At 68.9% G+C, this 18329-nt stretch carries 11 protein-coding genes; 8 read left to right on the top strand and 3 right to left on the bottom strand.

Annotated elements, in window-relative coordinates:
- Positions 1-71: 71 nt before the first annotated feature.
- Both AAFN69_RS02855 and AAFN69_RS02850 read right to left on the bottom strand, forming a co-directional pair.
- Complete coding sequence (locus tag AAFN69_RS02855) at positions 72-1598, bottom strand: glycosyltransferase 87 family protein (RefSeq protein WP_347726600.1); 1527 nt, start codon at positions 1596-1598, stop codon at positions 72-74.
- A gap of 171 nt (positions 1599-1769) precedes the next feature.
- Positions 1770-4538: a transglycosylase domain-containing protein gene (locus AAFN69_RS02850; protein WP_347726599.1), complete on the bottom strand. Its 2769-nt coding sequence runs from the start codon at positions 4536-4538 to the stop codon at positions 1770-1772.
- Between the two features lie 359 nt (positions 4539-4897).
- Between AAFN69_RS02850 and AAFN69_RS02845 the strand changes: the two genes are divergently transcribed.
- From AAFN69_RS02845 to AAFN69_RS02835, 3 genes are all read left to right on the top strand, one after another.
- Complete coding sequence (locus tag AAFN69_RS02845) at positions 4898-5614, top strand: helix-turn-helix transcriptional regulator (RefSeq protein WP_347726598.1); 717 nt, start codon at positions 4898-4900, stop codon at positions 5612-5614.
- A 59-nt stretch (positions 5615-5673) separates the two neighbouring features.
- The gene (locus AAFN69_RS02840) at positions 5674-6756 is read left to right on the top strand and encodes an inositol-3-phosphate synthase (RefSeq protein WP_347726597.1); all 1083 of its coding nucleotides are present in this window, start codon (positions 5674-5676) and stop codon (positions 6754-6756) included.
- A 120-nt stretch (positions 6757-6876) separates the two neighbouring features.
- Positions 6877-8145, top strand: a complete 1269-nt coding sequence (locus AAFN69_RS02835; protein WP_347726596.1) for an MFS transporter — start codon at positions 6877-6879, stop codon at positions 8143-8145.
- A 152-nt stretch (positions 8146-8297) separates the two neighbouring features.
- Here the strand turns inward: AAFN69_RS02835 and AAFN69_RS02830 are convergent, their stop codons facing one another.
- Complete coding sequence (locus AAFN69_RS02830; RefSeq protein ID WP_347726595.1) at positions 8298-9740, bottom strand: CCA tRNA nucleotidyltransferase; 1443 nt, start codon at positions 9738-9740, stop codon at positions 8298-8300.
- 226 nt (positions 9741-9966) lie between these two features.
- Between AAFN69_RS02830 and AAFN69_RS02825 the strand changes: the two genes are divergently transcribed.
- The 5 genes from AAFN69_RS02825 to AAFN69_RS02805 all read left to right on the top strand — a co-directional run bounded on the left by AAFN69_RS02825 (position 9967) and on the right by AAFN69_RS02805 (position 18291).
- Entirely contained in the window at positions 9967-12375 is a 2409-nt protein-coding gene (locus AAFN69_RS02825) for a DUF6049 family protein (RefSeq protein WP_347726594.1), read from the top strand.
- Between the two features lie 45 nt (positions 12376-12420).
- On the top strand, positions 12421-14667 hold the full coding sequence (gene murJ / locus AAFN69_RS02820; RefSeq protein WP_347726593.1) for a murein biosynthesis integral membrane protein MurJ: 2247 nt from the start codon (positions 12421-12423) through the stop codon (positions 14665-14667).
- A 268-nt stretch (positions 14668-14935) separates the two neighbouring features.
- Complete coding sequence (locus AAFN69_RS02815; RefSeq protein ID WP_347726592.1) at positions 14936-16651, top strand: protein kinase family protein; 1716 nt, start codon at positions 14936-14938, stop codon at positions 16649-16651.
- A 27-nt stretch (positions 16652-16678) separates the two neighbouring features.
- The gene (sigM, locus tag AAFN69_RS02810; protein WP_347726591.1) at positions 16679-17383 is read left to right on the top strand and encodes an RNA polymerase sigma factor SigM; all 705 of its coding nucleotides are present in this window, start codon (positions 16679-16681) and stop codon (positions 17381-17383) included.
- Positions 17380-18291, top strand: coding sequence for a hypothetical protein (locus tag AAFN69_RS02805; protein WP_347726590.1), 912 nt, complete (start codon positions 17380-17382; stop codon positions 18289-18291). The genes sigM and AAFN69_RS02805 overlap by 4 nt, the downstream gene beginning before the upstream one ends.
- The last annotated feature ends 38 nt before the right edge of the window (positions 18292-18329 follow it).

The following is an 18329-nucleotide window of genomic DNA, read 5'->3' as shown; positions in this document are numbered from 1 at the left end:
TCGGCGGAACCCGGTGGCGCATGGCGCGCCACCGGGTTCCGCCGTTCACACTCCCGCCGCCGCTCCGCCGGTTACCGCTCCGCCGGTCCCCGCGCCCCGCTGTCGGCGGCCTCCCGGGGCGGCTTCCCCCAGTCCACCCGGGTCCGCCCGTCCGGTTCGCGGTCCTCCGGCTCCCAGGCGGACTCCCCCGCGCGCCCGAGCGCGAAGATGTCCGGAGCGCCGTCGAGAACTCCGCCCGAGGGGTCGTCCGAGCCGTCCTTGCGCACCTCGTCGCGTTCCGGTTTGAGGATGTCCCGCACCACCATCGCGCACAGGTACAGCGTGCCGAGCACATGGAGCACCACGGCCGCCTGATAGCCCTCCACGGGCAGCCCCTGCTGCTTTCCGCCGGTGGTGTACGCGAGGTACATCCAGATCCCGAGGAAGTACATGACCTCGCATGCCTGCCAGATCAGGAAGTCACGCCAGCGCGGCCGGGCCAGCGCGGCGAGCGGGATGAGCCAGAGCACGTACTGCGGTGAGTAGACCTTGTTGGTGAGGATGAACGCCGCGATCACCAGAAAGGCGAGCTGCGCGAAGCGCGGCCTGCGCGGGGCGGAGAGGGCGAGGACGGCCAGCGCGGCGCAGAGCAGCAGCATCAGCGCCATGGCGAGGTTGTTCACCATGTCGGCGCTGATCCGTGCCCCGGTGCGCTGGGTGATGACCAGCCAGAAGGAGCCGAAGTCGATCTCGCGTTCCCGGCTGAAGGAGTAGAACTTCTTCCACCCCTCGGGCGCTCCGATCATCACCGGCAGGTTCACCGCGAGCCAGGCCGCTCCGGAGCCCAGCATCGCGGCACCGAACTCCCGCCATTTCCCGGCCCGCCAGCAGAGCAGGAAGAGCGGTCCGAGGAGAAAGACCGGATAGAACTTGGCGGCGGTCGCCAGGCCCAGCAGTACGCCGAAGGCCAGCGGCCGGCCCCGGGACCACATCAGCATCGCGGCAGCGGTGAGGGCCACCGCCAGCAGATCCCAGTTGATCGTCGCGGTGAGAGCGAACGCGGGGGCGAGCGCGATCAGCAGCGCGTCCCAGGGGCGCCGGCGGTGGGTGCGGGCGGCGCACACGGCCATGACCGCGGCGCAGATCATCAGCGTGCCGGCGTTGACGATCCAGTACGCCTGCTCCTGGTCCCGCAGCGGTCCGCCGACGGGGTTGAGCCAGGACGCCACCTGCATGAAGAGCCCGGTCAGTACGGGGTACTCCAGATACTCCATGTCCCCGGAGAGCCGGTCGAAGTACGGAATGAGCCCTTCGGCGAAGCCCCGGCCGGGATAGAGATGCGGGATGTCGGAGTAACAGGCGTGGGTGTACTGGGAGGCGGCACCCCGGAACCAGGCCCAGTTGTAGCAGGGCATCTTCTGCACCATGCCGAGCGCGAACATGCCGATGGCCACCAGGGCCACGATCCGGACGGGATTCTGTCCGCTGTGGCCGCGGAGCGCCCACCGGCCGGCCGGCCCGCCGATCAGCTCGCTGCCGGACACCGCGACGGGGTCCCGCCGGGTTGGCCGCACTTCCGGCCGCTCCTGGTGCACGCTCGTCTCTTCTGCGCTGGGCATGGTGCTCATCCTGCCGTACGGAGCCGGATACGCCGGGAGGGCCGCCGATTCCGGTGGCCACGGAATGCGCGTCGTGCGCGTACCGTGACCGCCGGAATCGGCGGCCCTCACAGAGCGGTGGATTCCCCGGGTCCCGTGCTCCGGGCAGGGGACCCGGGAGAGGCCGGGGCGCTAGCCCCCGGAGCCCCCGGAGCCCCCGAAGAAGCCTCCGGAGCCGTCGGCCCCCTCGTCACCGCCGTTCGCGTTGCCACCGTTGGCGTTGCCTCCATTGGCATTGCCGCCGTTCGCATTGCCGCCGTTGGCGTTTCCGCCGTTGCTGGTGCCCGGGGGCCGGGTGGAGGGGGACTGGCTGGGGCCCCCCGTGCCGGGCTGCCCGCCGTCGGAGCCGCCCGGATCGCCGCAGGACCAGTCCTCCCACGGGTTGCAGGACTCGGAGGGGCTCTCGGACGGGCTCTCGGACGGAGCCTCCGTGGACGGGCTCTCCTCCGGCTCCTCGGACGGGCTCTCCTCGGCCTCCTTGGTCGGGGTCGGCTCCGGGCTCTCGGCGCCGCCGCCCCAGAACGCCTCGCCGATCGGCTCCGGCTTCGGGAACTTCTCCACCGGGGCGCCCTTGAGCGCATCCGACATGTACTTCTGCCAGATCTCGGACGGGAACGACGAACCGTGGATCTTGGCCTTGCCGCCGGTGCCGAACATCTTCAGGAAGGAGCGGTTCTTGTTGCTCTCGTCGTCGTCCAACCGGAACATGTCGATGGCGGTCGACAGCTGCGGGGTGTAGCCGACGAACCAGGCCGACTTGTTTCCGTCGGTGGTGCCGGTCTTGCCGGCGACCTGGCGGTTGGGGATGCGGGCGTTCTTGCCGGTGCCCTGGGGGTCGTCGACGACATCCCGCAGCACATCGGTCACATTGTCGGCGATCTGTGCGGAGAAGGCCCGGGACGAAGTGGCCTCGTGCCGGTAGATCTGCTTGCCGCCCCGCTTCACCTCGCTGACCGAGAACGGCTCGCGCTGCTCACCACTGGACGCGAAGGTGGCGTACGCGCCGGCCATCCGGATGGCACTGGGGTGGGAGATGCCGATGGAGAACGACGGCACATCGGACTTGTCGAGCGAGCCCTCCAGCAGACCGGAGTCGATGGCCGCCTTGCGGACCTCGGGGATGCCGATGTCCATGCCCAGCTGCACGAAGGGGGAGTTCGCGGAGACGATCATGGCCTCCCGCAGGGTCATGTCGTCGTACGAGTTCTTGTTGTCATTGCGCTGCAGCCACTCCTTCCCCTCCTCGTTCCGCCAGATCTCGCCGTTGTACCGCTTGATCTTGAGGTCGTTCTCGCCGTTGTACATGGCTTTGTCGGGGTCGAGGAGGGTGCGCTCTTCCAGCGACTGGACGGGGCCGAGCTTGGGGTCGCGGACCCCGTCCCGCATCGCCGCGGCCAGGACGAAGGGCTTGAAGGTCGACCCGACCTGGGCACCGGTCTCATTGGCGTTGTTGATGAAGTGCTTGGTGGCGTCCTCGCCTCCGTACACCGCGACGATCGCCCCGGTCCCGGGATCCACCGAGGCGCCGCCGAACTGCACGTGCTTGTCGGTTTCCGGGCGCTTCTTCTCGTCGATGTTGCGCTTGTAGACGTCCTGGACAGCGTCCTCGAGCTTGTTGACCTTGTCCCTGTTGAAGGTCGTCTTGATCACATAGCCGCCCTGGGCGAGCTGCTTGGTGTCGATGCCCTCTTTGTTCTTGGCGAGGAAGTTGGCCTTGGCAAGGTCGACCAGATAGCCGATCTGGCCGCCGAGCTGGGCGTTCTTCCTCAGCGGCTGGGGCTCGGGGAAGCCTTTCGCGAGGAAGCCGTCCCGCTTGGCGGCGGGCAGATATCCGTCGTCGACCATCTCGTTGAGGATCCAGCGCCAGCGCTCCTCCGCGTTCGCCCGGTTGGCCTTGGGGGTCGCGGCAGGGTCGGCGTCCGTGCCGCCGGCCGGGTCGAAGTAGGTCGGCCCCTTGAGCAGCGCGGTGAGGAAGGCGGCCTCGCTGGCGTCGAGGTCCTTGGCGTCCTTGTTGTAGTACGTACGGGACGCGGCCTGGAGTCCATAGGAGCTCCGGCCGAAGAAAGAGGAGTTCAGATAGCCGGACAGGATCTCGCGCTTGTCGATGTTTCCATCGATTTTGATGGAGATGAACAGCTCTTTGAACTTACGGCTCACTGTCTGTGACTGATCGTTGATCAGCGCGTTCTTCACATACTGCTGGGTGATGGTGGAACCGCCCTGGGTCTCCTGCCCCTTGGCCATGTTCACGAAGGCCCTGGTGATGCCCCTCGGGTCGATGCCCGAGTCGTCCCAGAAGGTCTTGTTCTCGGCGGAGATCACGGCGTTGCGCATCACAGCCGGGATGTTCGCGTAGTCGATGTTCTGGCGGTTGACCTCGCCACCGGTCGCGGCCATCTGGGTGCCGTCGTCCCAGAGGTAGACATTGTTCTGCGCGGTGGCGAACTTGTCCTCGTCGGGGACCTCCACCCAGGCGTACGCGACGGTCGCCGCCGCCATCAGACTGCCGACGAAGGCCAGGCCGAGCCCGGTCGTGAGCTTCCACGACGGGGTCCACCGGCGAAAGCCGCGCTTGCCCCGGCGCGGATAGTCGATCAGCCGCTTCTTGCCGGGCCCGTCCTCGTGCTCCCCGAAATCCCCGCCGCCACCGCGGCGGCCACCACCGCGGCCGCCATGGCCTCCGCCGCCGCTGTCCATGCGGCGGCGGCCGGCACCGCGCTGCGCGGCTCGGCGGGCTTCGGCACGGCCCCCGTAGGACCGCCCCTCTTCGGGTGCGGCGGCGGATTCGTGCCCGCCCCGCGGCGGGACCGCACGGCGGCCGGATGGCTGCGGTGCGGCGCGCCGGGCGGCCGCACGTCCACCACTCTGGGGCTGTGGCGGTTTGCGACGGTGCTCGCTCATCGAACGACTACTCCTCGGGCAGGCGAGACGCCTGGAAGCGGCAGTTGTGTTCCGGTCCCCCCGAAATGGATACGGACGAGCCCCGCAAAGGTCTCATCCGCTCTGCATCCACGGCGATGACGTATGAAGGCGTCACATGGTTCCCGGCGGTCTGCATCCGCACAGACTACGCACGGTCAAAACTCACCTAGCTCCGAAGTTCATCCCAAAACAGGCAAGTTGCTCACCATGAATTGATGATGTGACGCCGTTCACCTTGACCCCCCTTGTCGCAGGACCCCCACAGCCCTATCGTGCTGATGTATCGACTCGATACATCAGCACGACATAACCGGTCGGGACGGCGGAGGAGGGCAGCGGTGAGCAGGCGCTCCGGCATCCTTGAGTTCGCCGTGCTCGGCCTGCTCCGTGAAGCCCCGATGCATGGGTATGAGCTGCGGAAACGGCTCAATACCTCGCTCGGAATCTTCCGGGCCTTCAGTTACGGGACCCTCTACCCCTGCCTCAAGACGCTGGTCGCCAACGGCTGGTTGATCGAGGAGCCGGGAAGCGCTCCCGAGGACGCCATCGCCGCATCGCTCGCGGGGCGCCGGGCCAAGATCGTCTATCGGTTGACGGCAGAAGGAAAAGAACACTTCGAGGAGTTGCTCTCCCATACCGGTCCGGACAGCTGGGAGGACGAGCACTTCGCCGCCCGGTTCGCCTTCTTCGGACAGACGGAGCGAGAGGTGCGGATGCGGGTGCTCGAAGGCCGGCGCAGCCGGCTGGAGGAGCGCCTGGAGAAGATGCGGGCCTCACTGGCCCGCACCCGCGAGCGCCTCGACGACTACACCCTTGAGCTTCAGCGCCACGGCATGGAGTCCGTGGAGCGCGAGGTGCGCTGGCTGAACGAGCTCATCGAGAGCGAGCGGGCGGGACGGGACCGGCGAAGGCCCTCCACCGACGGCTCCGCTCAGCAGGACAACACATCTGGATCGACGGGCGGCCTGCCCCGGTACGGGAATGGCGAGTCCACCGGGGGCACCTCCCCCGGCACCGCCACCCCGCCGGATCCGTCCGGCGACACCACCAACTGAAGCCCCGCGTTCGGCAGGGTTTCATCCGGAATACTGAGAACACACAGGGAGCAACCGGAATGGGTTCGGTTCGCGTAGCCATTGTCGGCGTGGGCAACTGCGCCGCCTCACTGGTGCAGGGCGTCGAGTACTACAAGGACGCCGACCCGGCCGGCAAGGTGCCGGGTCTCATGCACGTCCAGTTCGGCGAGTACCACGTCAAGGACGTCGAGTTCGTGGCCGCCTTCGATGTGGACGCCAAGAAGGTCGGCCTCGACCTGGCGGACGCCATCGGCGCCAGCGAGAACAACACCATCAAGATCTGCGATGTGCCGAACAGCGGCGTCACCGTGCAGCGCGGCCACACCCTGGACGGTCTGGGCAAGTACTACCGCCAGACCATCGAGGAGTCCGACGCGGCCCCGGTCGACATCGTCCAGGTCCTCAAGGACAAGCAGGTCGACGTTCTGGTCTGCTACCTGCCCGTGGGTTCCGAGGACGCGGCGAAGTTCTACGCCCAGTGCGCCATCGACGCCAAGGTCGGCTTCGTCAACGCGCTCCCGGTCTTCATCGCCGGCACCAAGGAGTGGGCGGACAAGTTCACCGAGGCGGGCGTCCCGATCGTCGGTGACGACATCAAGTCCCAGGTCGGCGCCACCATCACGCACCGGGTCATGGCGAAGCTCTTCGAGGACCGGGGCGTCATCCTGGACCGCACGATGCAGCTGAACGTCGGCGGCAACATGGACTTCAAGAACATGCTGGAGCGGGAGCGTCTGGAGTCGAAGAAGATCTCCAAGACGCAGGCCGTCACCTCGCAGATCCGTGACCGCGAGCTGGGCGAGGACAATGTCCACATCGGCCCGTCGGACTACGTGGCCTGGCTGGACGACCGCAAGTGGGCGTATGTGCGCCTCGAGGGCCGTGCCTTCGGCGATGTCCCGCTGAACCTGGAGTACAAGCTGGAGGTCTGGGACTCCCCGAACTCCGCGGGTGTCATCATCGACGCGGTGCGCGCCGCGAAGATCGCCAAGGACCGCGGCATCGGCGGCCCGATCCTCTCCGCGTCCTCGTACTTCATGAAGTCCCCGCCGGTGCAGTACTTCGACGACGAGGCCCGCGAGAACGTCGAGAAGTTCATCGCCGGCGAGGTCGAGCGCTAGTACTCGGACGACACCTGGGCTCCCGGACACCATTCGGGACCGCGGGTGCGGCCGTCCGACCGTCGGAGGGTCCCCGGGCAATGTGCCCGGGGACCCTCCGCGTATGTGAGGGTTGATCACATGTCCGTCGTACGTGATCTGCGCGTACTCCTGCGCCTGACCGACTTCCGCCGACTGCTGACCGTGCGTCTGCTCTCGCAGGCCGCCGATGGCGTCTATCAGGTCGCGCTCGCCACGTATGTGGTCTTCTCCCCGGAGAAACAAACCTCGCCGGCGGCCATCGCCTCGGCCATGGCCGTACTTCTGCTGCCGTACTCCCTCGTCGGCCCCTTCGCGGGCGTTCTGCTCGACCGCTGGCAGCGGCGCCAGGTGTTTCTCTTCGGCAACCTGCTGCGGGCGGTGCTGGCGGTCGGCACCGCTCTGCTGATTCTCGCCTCCGTGCCCGACTGGCTCTTCTATGTCTCGGCTCTCTCCGTCACCGCGGTCAACCGTTTCGTACTCGCCGGTCTCTCCGCCGCGCTGCCCCGGGTCGTCGACGAGGAACGGCTGGTCCTGGCGAACTCGATCTCCCCGACGGCCGGCACCCTGGCCGCGACCGCGGGCGGAGGGCTGGCCTTCGCCGTACGCCTCGTGTCGGAGGACTCCGACGCCGCGGTCGTCCTGCTCGGTGCGGCGCTCTATCTCTGCTCGGCGCTGGCCTCCCTCCGGATGGGCCGCCGGCTGCTGGGGCCCGACATCGAGGGGGAGCGGCCCCGGCTGGCAGCCGCTGTCGCCTCCACCGCACACGGCCTCGCCGACGGTCTGCGGCATCTTCGGGACCGTCCGTCGGCGGCGCGGGTACTGGCCGCGATGACCCTGATGCGGTTCAACTACGGCGCGCTGACGGTGATGGTCCTGATGCTCTGCCGCTACGCCTGGTACGAGAACGAGCAGGATGGCCTCGCCGTGCTGGGCGTCGCCGTCGCCGTCTCCGGAGCCGGATTCTTCGCGGCGGCTGTGGTGACTCCCTGGGCCATCGGACGGTTCGGCCGGTACGGCTGGCTGGTGGTCTGCGCCGGCGCGGCGGCGGTACTGGAGCCGGCACTCGGGCTGCCGTTCACTCAGGTGCCCATACTCATCGCCGCCTTCGTACTGGGCTTCATCACCCAGGGATCGAAGATCACCACGGACACCGTGGTGCAGACATCGGTGGACGACGCCTATCGGGGGCGGATCTTCTCGCTCTACGACGTGCTCTTCAATGTCGCGTTCGTCGGAGCGGCGGCGGTCGCGGCGCTGATACTGCCGCCCGACGGCCGGTCGGTGCAGCTGGTCGTCCTGGTCGCACTGATCTATGCGGGAATCGCCCTGACGATGGCGCGGTGGAGCCGGATGAGCGCGGTGCGCTGAGCGCGGGACCGGCACTCAGCGCTCTCGTAGTGCGGTCCAACGACGAAGGGGGCGATGTTTCACGTGAAACAGCGCCCCCTTCTCCTCCTACAGGGACCGGGTCAGCGCCCCCGCGCGGTCATGTTTCACGTGAAACATGACCGCTTCCCCGCTCAGTCCTGCGCGGCCCACCAATCCTTGAGCGCGGCGACGGCCGCCTCGCGCTCCATGGGGCCGTTCTCCAGACGCAGCTCCAGCAGGAAGGCGTACGCCCGACCGATCACAGGTCCGGGGCCGACTTCCAGGATCTGCTGGATCTCATTGCCATTGAGGTCGGGCCGGATGGCGTCCAGCTCCTCCTGCTCCTGGAGCTGAGCGATCCGCACCTCCAGACCGTCATAGGCCCGGGAGAGCGCATTCGCCTTCCGCTTGTTCCGGGTGGTGCAGTCCGAGCGGGTGAGCTTGTGGAGCCGGGTCAGCAGCGGTCCGGCGTCCCGCACATAGCGGCGCACCGCCGAGTCGGTCCATTCCCCAGTGCCGTAACCGTGGAACCGCAGGTGGAGCTCCACCAGCCGGGAGACATCCCTGACCAGCTCATTGGAGTACTTGAGGGCGGTCATCCGCTTCTTGGTCATCTTCGCGCCCACCACTTCGTGGTGGTGGAAGGAGACCCCGCCGTCCTTCTCGAACCGCCGCGTCCTCGGCTTGCCGATGTCGTGGAGCAGCGCGGCAAGCCGCAGTACCAGGTCCGGCCCGTCCTCCTCCAGATCGATCGCCTGTTCCAGCACGGTCAGGGAGTGCTCATAGACATCCTTGTGCCGGTGGTGCTCATCGCTCTCCAGGCGCAGAGCGGGCAGCTCCGGCAGCACATGCTCGGCAAGACCGGTGTCGACCAGCAGGGCCAGTCCCGTGCGGGGGCCGGCCGAGAGGATCAGCTTGTTCAGCTCATCGCGCACCCGCTCGGCGGAGACGATCTCGATCCGCCCCGCCATGTCCTTCATGGCGGCGACCACCTCGGGTGCCACCGCGAAGTCCAGCTGTGCCGCGAACCGCGCGGCCCGCATCATCCGCAGAGGGTCGTCGGAGAAGGAGTCCTCCGGGGTGCCGGGGGTCCGCAGCACACGGGCGGCCAGATCCTCCAGGCCGTGGTGCGGATCGATGAACTCCTTCTCGGGGAGCGCGACCGCCATGGCGTTCACCGTGAAGTCGCGGCGGACGAGATCTTCCTCGATCGAGTCGCCGTAGGACACCTCGGGCTTGCGGGAGGTCCGGTCGTAGGCTTCCGAGCGGTAGGTCGTGATCTCGATCTGGTAGCCGTCCTTCTGGGCGCCGACCGTGCCGAAGGCGATGCCCACATCCCAGACCGAGTCCGCCCAGGGGCGGACGATCTTGAGCACCTGTTCCGGGAGGGCGTCCGTGGTGAAGTCCAGATCATTGCCGAGCCGGCCGAGCAGGGCATCGCGGACCGAGCCGCCGACCAGGGCGAGGCTGAACCCGCCCGCCCGGAAGCGGAGGGCGAGATCGTCGGCGACGGGTGCTACACGGAGTAGTTCCGTCACTGCGCGGCGTTGCACCTGGCTCAGTGCGGTGGGGGTGTCTTCATTGGCGTTCGGCACAACAGAAAAGGGTACGTGCACACGGCGGCCCTGATGTCGTTCTTTTTTCCGTCCCGCCCGGGGCGACGGGGCGCGGAATCCTCCCAGGTCCCCTTCCGGACCGAAGCCGCTTCGTGATCTTGCGGGCCGGTCCGCGGCACTTCGGCACAGCGCACCTCGTTACCATGCGTGGACGCAATGAGCGACAGCGACCAGCGGCATCAGACGACGAGGGACGGACGTGCGCGTGGCCAAGGCGGCATTTTTCCAGGGGACGCCTTCCTCTCCCGCACGCCGGTGGCTGCGCCGTACCGCCTCGGCCGCCGTAGGCGTGCCGCTTCTGGCGGGATTGCTGGGTATTCCCGCGGCCTCGGCGGCACCGGGCGCGGAGAAGGAGCGCTCGGGCTCCCGCACGGTGGATGTGGCGCTCGACACGGTCTCCCCCGCCGCGCCCGGTGAGGGCGACACACTCACCGTCTCGGGCACGGTGACCAACCGGGGCAAGCGCGCGATCGGCTCGGCGGAGATCGATCTGTATGTGAGCCCCCGGCTGGTCGGCAGAACCGCCATCGACAGCGCCGGCGAGCGCACCGGGTACAACCCGGCCGCCGACGGATCGCCCATCGGCGACAAGCACACGGAGAAGCTGCCGAAGCTGCTCCCCGGCATCAGCCGGGACTTCTCCTTCACCGTCCCCGTCGATGATCTCGAACTCGGCGAGAACGGCGTTTACCAGCTCGGTGTGGGACTGACCGGACAGCCCTCGGGTTCGCAGTTCGATCAGGTGCTCGGCATGGGGCGGACCTTCCTTCCCTGGCAGCCCGAGGAGCTGGAGAAGAAGACCCGGATCACCTATCTGTGGCCGCTGATCTCCTCGACCCATGTCACCTCGGAGACCGGATCGGACGAGGAGCAGACCCCGGTCCTGGAGGACGAGACCCTGGCCGCGGAGCTGGCCCCCGAGGGCAGACTGGGGCAGCTGGTCTCCCTGGGCCGCGATCTTCCGGTCACCTGGGTCATGGACCCGGACCTGCTGGCGACCGTCGATGCGATGACGGAGAAGTACCAGGTCAAGGACGGTGACAGAACCGTCCCGGGCAGAAACCAGGATGTGGCCAAGGAGTGGCTCAGCGCGCTGGAGACCGCGGTCCGGGGTGACACGGTGGTCGCACTGCCGTTTGCGGATCCGGATCTGGCCTCGCTGGCGCACCGCGGCAAGGATGTCTCCGGCTCGCTCAGCCGTCTTCAGCAGGCCACCGAGGCGGCCGAGTCGACCGTGGAAACGGTCCTCCACGAGAAGCCGTACACCGACTTCGCCTGGCCCGTGGACGGGGCGATCGACTCCTCGATCGTGGATGTCGCCACCTCGGCCGGCGCGGACAAGGTGATCACCCGCGGCGACAGCCTGCGGGACAACCTGGGCTACACGGCGAGCGCGGCCCGGCCGATCGGCGGCGGGACGACCGCGGTGGTCTCCGATTCCCGGCTCTCCAAGGCGTTCCAGGGCAACATGGTCGACAGCAGCTCCTCGACCCGCGCGGTTCAGGAGTTCATCGCCCAGACCCTGGCACTGACACTTCAGGACACGGATCAGCTCCGGAGCATCGTCGTCGCCCCGCAGCGGATGCCGACCGTGTCGCAGGCGCAGTCCATGGCCCGCGCACTGGAGGCGCTGGAGCCGCAGAGCTGGACTCAGCCCATGGATCTGGTCACGGCCGCGGCGGTCAAGCCCGACCCCAACGCGACCACGAAGGTGCCGCCGGCCTCCCGCTACCCCGAGCGGCTGCGCAAGCAGGAGCTGCCGGTCCGGGCCTTCGAGGACAGCCAGAAGACACAGAACGACCTGGACAGGTTCACGGAGATCCTGACGCAGATGGACCGGGTGGAGACACCCTTCGGCCGGGCGATCGACCGGGAGATGTCCACCTCCTGGCGGGGAAACCCGTCCGGTGCCCAGCTGTACCGGGTGGGCGTGCGGAACAACCTCCAGACGCTCACCGAGGAAGTCCAGCTGATCCAGAAGTCGCAGATCACCCTCTCGGGGCGGAGCGCGACGATCCCGGTCACGGTGCAGAACCGGCTGGTCCAGGGAGTCGACCGGCTGGTCCTGCGGCTCAGCTCCGACAACGGGGCCCGGCTCAGCGTCGGCGGCGACGGCGAGGGCACCGCGGAGCAGCCGATCAGCGTCAAGGGCGGACACAGCCAGTCGGTGAAGTTCAACGCCCTGGCCCATGTGAACGGCCAGGTGCAGATGACGGCCCAGCTGTACACCGAGGACAACGAGCCGTACGGCGAGAAGATGCAGTTCACGGTGAAGGTCTCGGAGATCACCCCGACCGTGATGCTCGTCCTGGCGGGCGGTGTCCTGCTGCTGGTTCTCGCGGGTATCCGCATGTACACCCAGCGCAAGCGGGCCGCTGCCCGGGAGGCGGCGGCGCGGGCCGGGGGGCAGGACGGGGCAGTGGCGGACGCCGGGAACCCCGGCGCGGGCCCGGAGGCCGGCGGCGGGGACGGCGAGAACACCTCACCGGACGGCGCCGAGCGGCCCGAGGGTGACATCGAGAGCCCCGATCACGGGCAGCCGAGTGACCCGACACCGGACACCGGACCGGAAAGCGGCAAGCCTTCGGGCCCGGGTGAGAAAGTGGACCGTTGAGCGATGTCGTGGCCGGCCGGCCGGGGACGATGAGGTGGGGTAGCAATGAACGCGCCGTACGACGGTGACCGCGGTCAGGGCGCGGGCGTGGACCCTGAGCAGGTTCCACCGCATCCCGACCCCGCCGCGCCCGACCCGTATGCCCAGCACGCATACGAACAGGACCCTCGCGTTCAGCACCCGTACGGCCAGGACCCCCGGGTTCCCGATCCGTACGCGCACGATCCCTATGTCCAGGACGCCTACGCGCCCGATCCCTACCAGGCTCAGGACCTCTCGGCCCAGGATCCGGTGGGCGAGGCGCTCTACGACCGGGCCGCGCACCCGCCGCCCCCGCCCGGCACCTACCAGGAGCCGCAGGCGCTCTACCAGCAGCCGCCCGCGGCGCAGTACGCCCCGGACCCTCGGGTCTGGGCGCAGACACCGCCCCCCGAGCCTTCGGGTCCCTCGCGCCATCTGCCGTACGGCGACGACGCCCGCACCACGCAGTACACCGGAGTGGACGACCTGGTCACCCGGGCGAGCGAGCCGGAGCAGGAACCGGACGCCTTCGCCCATCTCTTCCGCGACCAGCAGCAGAGCACCGGCCAGACGGTGCCCCCGCCGGCCCCGGCGCCCGAGCCGCTGCCCGCCCCGCCGCCTCCCAAGAGCTCCGGCGGACGGGCCTCCGGCCTGCTGAAGTCCAGCGCCGTGATGGCGGCGGGCACGATCGTCTCGCGGGTGACCGGCTTCCTGCGGACACTGGTGATGGCCTCGGCCATCGGTGTCGCCACCCTCAATGACATCTACCAGGTCGCCAATGTCCTGCCGACGATGATCTACGTACTGGTCGGCGGCGGCGCGCTCAACGCGGTCTTCATTCCCCAGCTCGTCCGGGCGATGAAGAACGACGACGACGGCGGCGAGGCCTACGCCAACCGGCTGCTGACCCTGGTCGTGGTCATGCTCGCGGGCGTCACCACGGTCTGTGTGCTGGCCGCCCCGCTGCTGATCCGGATGCTCTCCGACCCGATCGCGTCCGATCCGCAGAAGCTGGAGGTGGCGGTCACCTTCGCGCGCTACTGCCTGCCCACCCTCTTCTTCATGGGTGTGCATGTGGTGCTCGGGCAGATCCTCAACGCCCGCGGCCACTTCGGCGCGATGATGTGGACCCCCGTCCTCAACAACGTCGTGGTCATCGTGACGTTCGCCGCCTTCATCTGGGCGTTCGGCGGATTCACCGAGACCGGGGTGAACGCCTCCACCATCACCCCCGAGGGCGTCCGGCTGCTCGGCATCGGCACCCTGCTCGGACTCGCGGTCCAGGCGCTGGCCATGCTCCCGTATCTGCGGGAGGCCGGCTTCAAGATGCGGCTGCGCTTCGACTGGAAGGGCCAGGGGCTGGGCAAGGCGCTGGGCCTGGCCAAGTGGACGTTCTTCTTCGTCCTCGCCAACCAGCTCGGCATGATCGTCGTCACCCAGCTGGCCACCTGGGCCGGCTCCCGGGCCGCCGCGGACGGCTACGACGGCACCGGTATCACGGCGTACAACTACGCCCTGCTGCTGTGGCAGATGCCGCAGGCCATCATCACGATCTCCGTCATGACCGCGGTGCTGCCGAGGATCTCGCGCTCGGCCCACGACGGCGACGCCGCCGCGGTCCGCGACGACATCTCCTACGGGCTGCGCACCTCGGCGGTCGCGATCGTGCCGTGCGCCTTCGCCTTCCTCGCCCTCGGCTTCCCCATGGCCACCCTGCTCTACGCGGGATCGGGCGAGGGCGCCAGGGGAATCGGATTCACTCTGATGGCCTTCGGCCTCGGACTCATCCCGTACTCCGTGCAGTACGTCGTCCTGCGCGGCTTCTACGCCTATGAGGACACCCGGACCCCGTTCTACAACACGGTCATCGTCGCCCTGGTCAACGCCGCCGCCGCCACGGTGAGCTTCCTGGTGCTGCCGGCCCGCTGGGCCGTGGTGGGCATGGCGGCCTCCTACGGCCTCGCGTACATGGTCGGAGTGGGTGTCGCCTGGAAGCGGCTGAAGAAGCGCCTGGACGGCAATCTCGACGGCCCGCACGTCATGCGCACCTATGCCCGGCTCTGCATGGCCTCCCTGCCCGCCGCGGCGCTCGGCGGCGCGGCGGCCTACGCCGTCCTCAAGGCGCTCGGCACCGGAGCCCTCGGCTCCCTCGCCGCCCTGGCCGGCGGCGGAATCGTGCTGCTCGCCGTCTTCTTCGTGGCCGCCAAGCGGATGCGCATCGACGAGCTCAACTCGATGGTCGGCATGGTCCGCGGCCGACTGGGCCGCTGAGGCTGCCCCGGACACGGCGCGGATCGGCTGCCGGGTTCCGGGCAGAAGGAAGTTCGGGGGCGTTTTCCCGGTGCCCGGGGAGGCGCCTGCCGGCGGATGAGGCGGGCGGGAACAGCAGCGACGCCGTTCCACGGGCAGGGGGGACCCCGGACGGGCGGTCTCCCGCACAACCATCGTCCACCGCTGTGTGTCGTGCATAGCGGCGGACTGTGGGCACAATTGGCATGGCTGTTGGTTATGCGCAACGGATGGGGAGGCAGGAACGACGGTGGCGGAACGTAGCACGGCCGCCGTCGACGTGGCCGACAACAGCGGAGACGAACCGCTGACCGCGCAGGCGGGCAAGGCCACGGCCGACGGAGCGGCTCAATCAGAGGACAGTGCGGCGAGGACGGCGCCGGAGGCGGATGACGAGCGGAAGAGCGACGAGCCCGCCCCCTCGGCGTCCACACCCGATCTGCACAGCGGCCACAAGCTCGCCAAGCGCTACCGTCTCGAGGAGTGCATCACCCGTCTGGACGGTTTCAGCAGCTGGCGCGCGGTGGACGAGAAGCTGCGCCGTGCCGTGGGAGTGCACATCCTGCCGGCCGACCATCCGCGCGCCCGCTCCGTGCTCGCGGCCGCCCGTTCCTCCGCCCTGCTCGGCGATCCCCGTTTCGTCCAGGTCCTCGACGCCGTCGAGGAGAACGACCTGGTCTATGTCGTTCACGAGTGGCTGCCGGACGCGACCGAGCTGACCACCCTGCTCGCCATGGGCCCGCTGGAGCCGCACGACGCCTACCAGCTCGTCGATCAGCTCTCCCAGGCCATGGCGGCGGCGCACCGGGAGGGGCTGGCCCATCTGCGGCTCACCCCCGGTGCCGTGCTGCGGACCTCCACCGGCCAGTACCGCGTCCGCGGGCTCGCGGTGAACGCCGCCCTCCGCGGCATCACCGCCGACCGTCCCCAGCGCACCGACACCGAGGCGATCGGTGCCCTGCTCTATGCCGCCCTCACTCAGCGGTGGCCGTACGACAGCGATGCCTATGGCCTCTCCGGGCTGCCGAAGGGTGTCGGGCTCCTGCCCCCCGACCAGGTTCGCGCGGGGGTTCACCGCGGGCTCTCCGAGCTCGCCATGCGCGCCCTCGTCAACGACGGCGCCACGGCCTCACGCCAGGAACTGCCCTGCACCACTCCGGACGAACTGGCCAAGGCCGTCGCGACGATGCCGCGCATCCGGCCGCCGGAGCAGTCGTTCACCTCTCCGCCCGAATATCAGCGCACCGGCTACCAGCAGGGCGCCTATGGGCGCCCGCCCCATCTGGCCGGTCCGGCGGTCACCCAGCCGATCCCGCCCGCACCGCTGGAGACCCGTACCGGCCGCGTGCTGAAGTGGGGTGTGGCCGCCCTGCTGATCGCCGCACTGGGCCTGGGCAGCTGGCAGATCGCGGACCGGCTGATCGAGCGCAGGAACAACGGGGGCACCGATCCGGGCGTCTCCCAAACCGAGAAGAACGAGAAGCAGAACGACGACAAGCCCAAGGCCGGTGCCGCGGGCGAGCCGGTCTCCATCGCCGGCGCCGTCGACTTCGATCCCGGTGGCGACACCTCGGAGAAGCCCGACGGGATAAGGAACAGCTACGACGACGATCCGGGCACGGCCTGGATCACCAACTGGTACAAGAGTTCGGACTTCGGACGGCTCAAGGCCGGCGTCGGGATCATTCTGGATCTCGGTGAGGTCAAGCAGGTCGGTACCGTCGATGTCTCCTTCCACGGCGGCACCACGGGCGTCGAGCTGCGGGCGGCACCGGAGAACACCCACAGCCGGCCGACCACCCTCACGGGTTTCACCAAGGTCGCAGAGGGCTCCGGCACCAAAGTGGCGCTCAAGCCCGGAGACACGCTGCGGGCACGGTACCTTCTGGTCTGGCTGACCGATCTTCCTCCGATGGGTGACGGAACCTTCCGGGGCAAGGTCTCGGAAATCAAGATCACCAGCTGACGCGCCGGCCGGGGGAGGGGCTCATCGTTGGACGACGCGACACTCCGCGACACAAGTGACCAGGATCTGCTGGACCGCCATGTCACGGGGGACCCGAACGCCTTCGGCGAGCTCGTGCGCCGCCACCGGGACAGACTCTGGGCAGTCGCCCTGCGAACCCTCGGGGACCGCGAGGAGGCCGCCGACGCGGTCCAGGACGCCCTCGTGTCCGCCTTCCGGGCCGCCCACACCTTCCGCGGGCAGTCGGCGGTCACGACCTGGCTGCACCGCATCACGGTGAACGCCTGTCTCGACCGGGTCCGCAAGGCGGCCTCGCGGAAGACCTCGCCCGTCAATGACACCGAGCGTCTGGAACAGCTCCTCGATCCGCACGAGTCGGCCGAGGCGCCGGCCGAGCGCCAGGATCTGCACCGCGAGCTCTTGGCCGCGCTGGCCAAACTCCCCGCCGATCAGAAAGCCGCGCTTGTGCTGGTGGACATGCAGGGCTATCCGGTGGCGGAAGCCGCCCGGATCCTCGATGTGCCGACCGGAACGGTCAAGAGCCGCTGCGCCCGGGGCCGTGCGCGATTGCTCCCCATGCTCACCCATCTGCGCGGTGACGCCGGGGATAACAGCAGGCTCAGCGGGGGAAGGAACCGGTCGCCGGGGGATTCCGTCCCACCGGAGCCGGAACAAGGGAACGCGGGACCGAACGGTTCCGCAGCCGTGAAGGGCGGAGGTGGACGCACGTGACATCCACGGCCGACACGACTCAGCATCCGGATGTCTCCGAGATCTCCGATCTCACCGAAGGACTGCTCCCGCCCTCACAGAGTGCGGATCTCCGGCAGCACCTGGAACAGTGCGAACTCTGTGCCGATGTCCAGGCGTCCCTGGAGGAGATCCGGGGGCTTCTGGGCACCCTGCCCGGCACTCCGCGGATGCCGGCGGACATCGCCGAGCGCATTGACGCCGCCCTGGCGGCCGAAGCACTGCTGGACGCCACGGCGCCCGTCGAACAAGCTGATGTTTCACGTGAAACATCACCCACCGTTCCGCGCCAGGGGCCGGGACGGGAGCCGGGGCATCCCGCCGGGGCCGACCGGCCCGCCGGACGTTCCCGGGGCACGACCGGGCCGGGACGCACCCGCTCCGCACGCCGCCGCTCGGCCGTCATCACGGGAATCATCGGGGTGGCCGCCGCCGGACTCGGTGTGGTGTTCTTCCAGGGCCTGCCGGGATTCGGGGGCGATGGCGGTGCCACCAAGTCGCTGGACGTCTCGGCGGAGGCCCAGTCGAGCGTCCCGCAGTACGACGCCCCCGATCTCAAGCACCGGGTGAAGGAGTTGCTGGCCGACACGGCATCACCGCGGGCGGCGGAGCTGGAGAAGAAGAGGGTCCTCGGCGGCGACAGCGCCACACCACAGCTGAAGAGCGCCACGGATGTACCGCCGTGTGTCCAGCGGGCCACAGGGCGGACCGACGCCCCTCTCGCCTCCGAGGACGGGCAGTACGAAGGCGAGCACTCCTATCTGGTCGTGCTCCCCCACAGCAGCGACAGGCACCGGGTACAGGCATATGTGGTCGCCGCCGAGTGCGCGAGTGCCGCTCCCTCGTCCACCGGGAAGCTTCTGCTGTCACGGAGCTACGCCCGTCCCTGACGTCTTCCGGCGTGCCTTCTGACGCCTTCCGCTGTGCC

The sequence above is a fragment of the Streptomyces sp. CAU 1734 genome (assembly GCF_039888735.1).
In the GTDB taxonomy this organism is placed as follows: Bacteria; Actinomycetota; Actinomycetes; order Streptomycetales; family Streptomycetaceae; genus Streptomyces.
Note: the sequence above shows the minus strand (reverse complement) of the source record. Positions and strands in the feature narration are given on the sequence as shown.

Coding starts and splice junctions, on each gene's coding strand:
- AAFN69_RS02835 (WP_347726596.1), top strand. CDS start 6,877: ATGTCCGTCGTACGTGATCTGCGCGTACTCCTGCGCCTGACCGACTTC.
- AAFN69_RS02855 (WP_347726600.1), bottom strand. CDS start 1,598: ATGCCCAGCGCAGAAGAGACGAGCGTGCACCAGGAGCGGCCGGAAGTG.
- murJ (WP_347726593.1), top strand. CDS start 12,421: ATGAACGCGCCGTACGACGGTGACCGCGGTCAGGGCGCGGGCGTGGAC.
- AAFN69_RS02850 (WP_347726599.1), bottom strand. CDS start 4,538: ATGAGCGAGCACCGTCGCAAACCGCCACAGCCCCAGAGTGGTGGACGT.
- AAFN69_RS02840 (WP_347726597.1), top strand. CDS start 5,674: ATGGGTTCGGTTCGCGTAGCCATTGTCGGCGTGGGCAACTGCGCCGCC.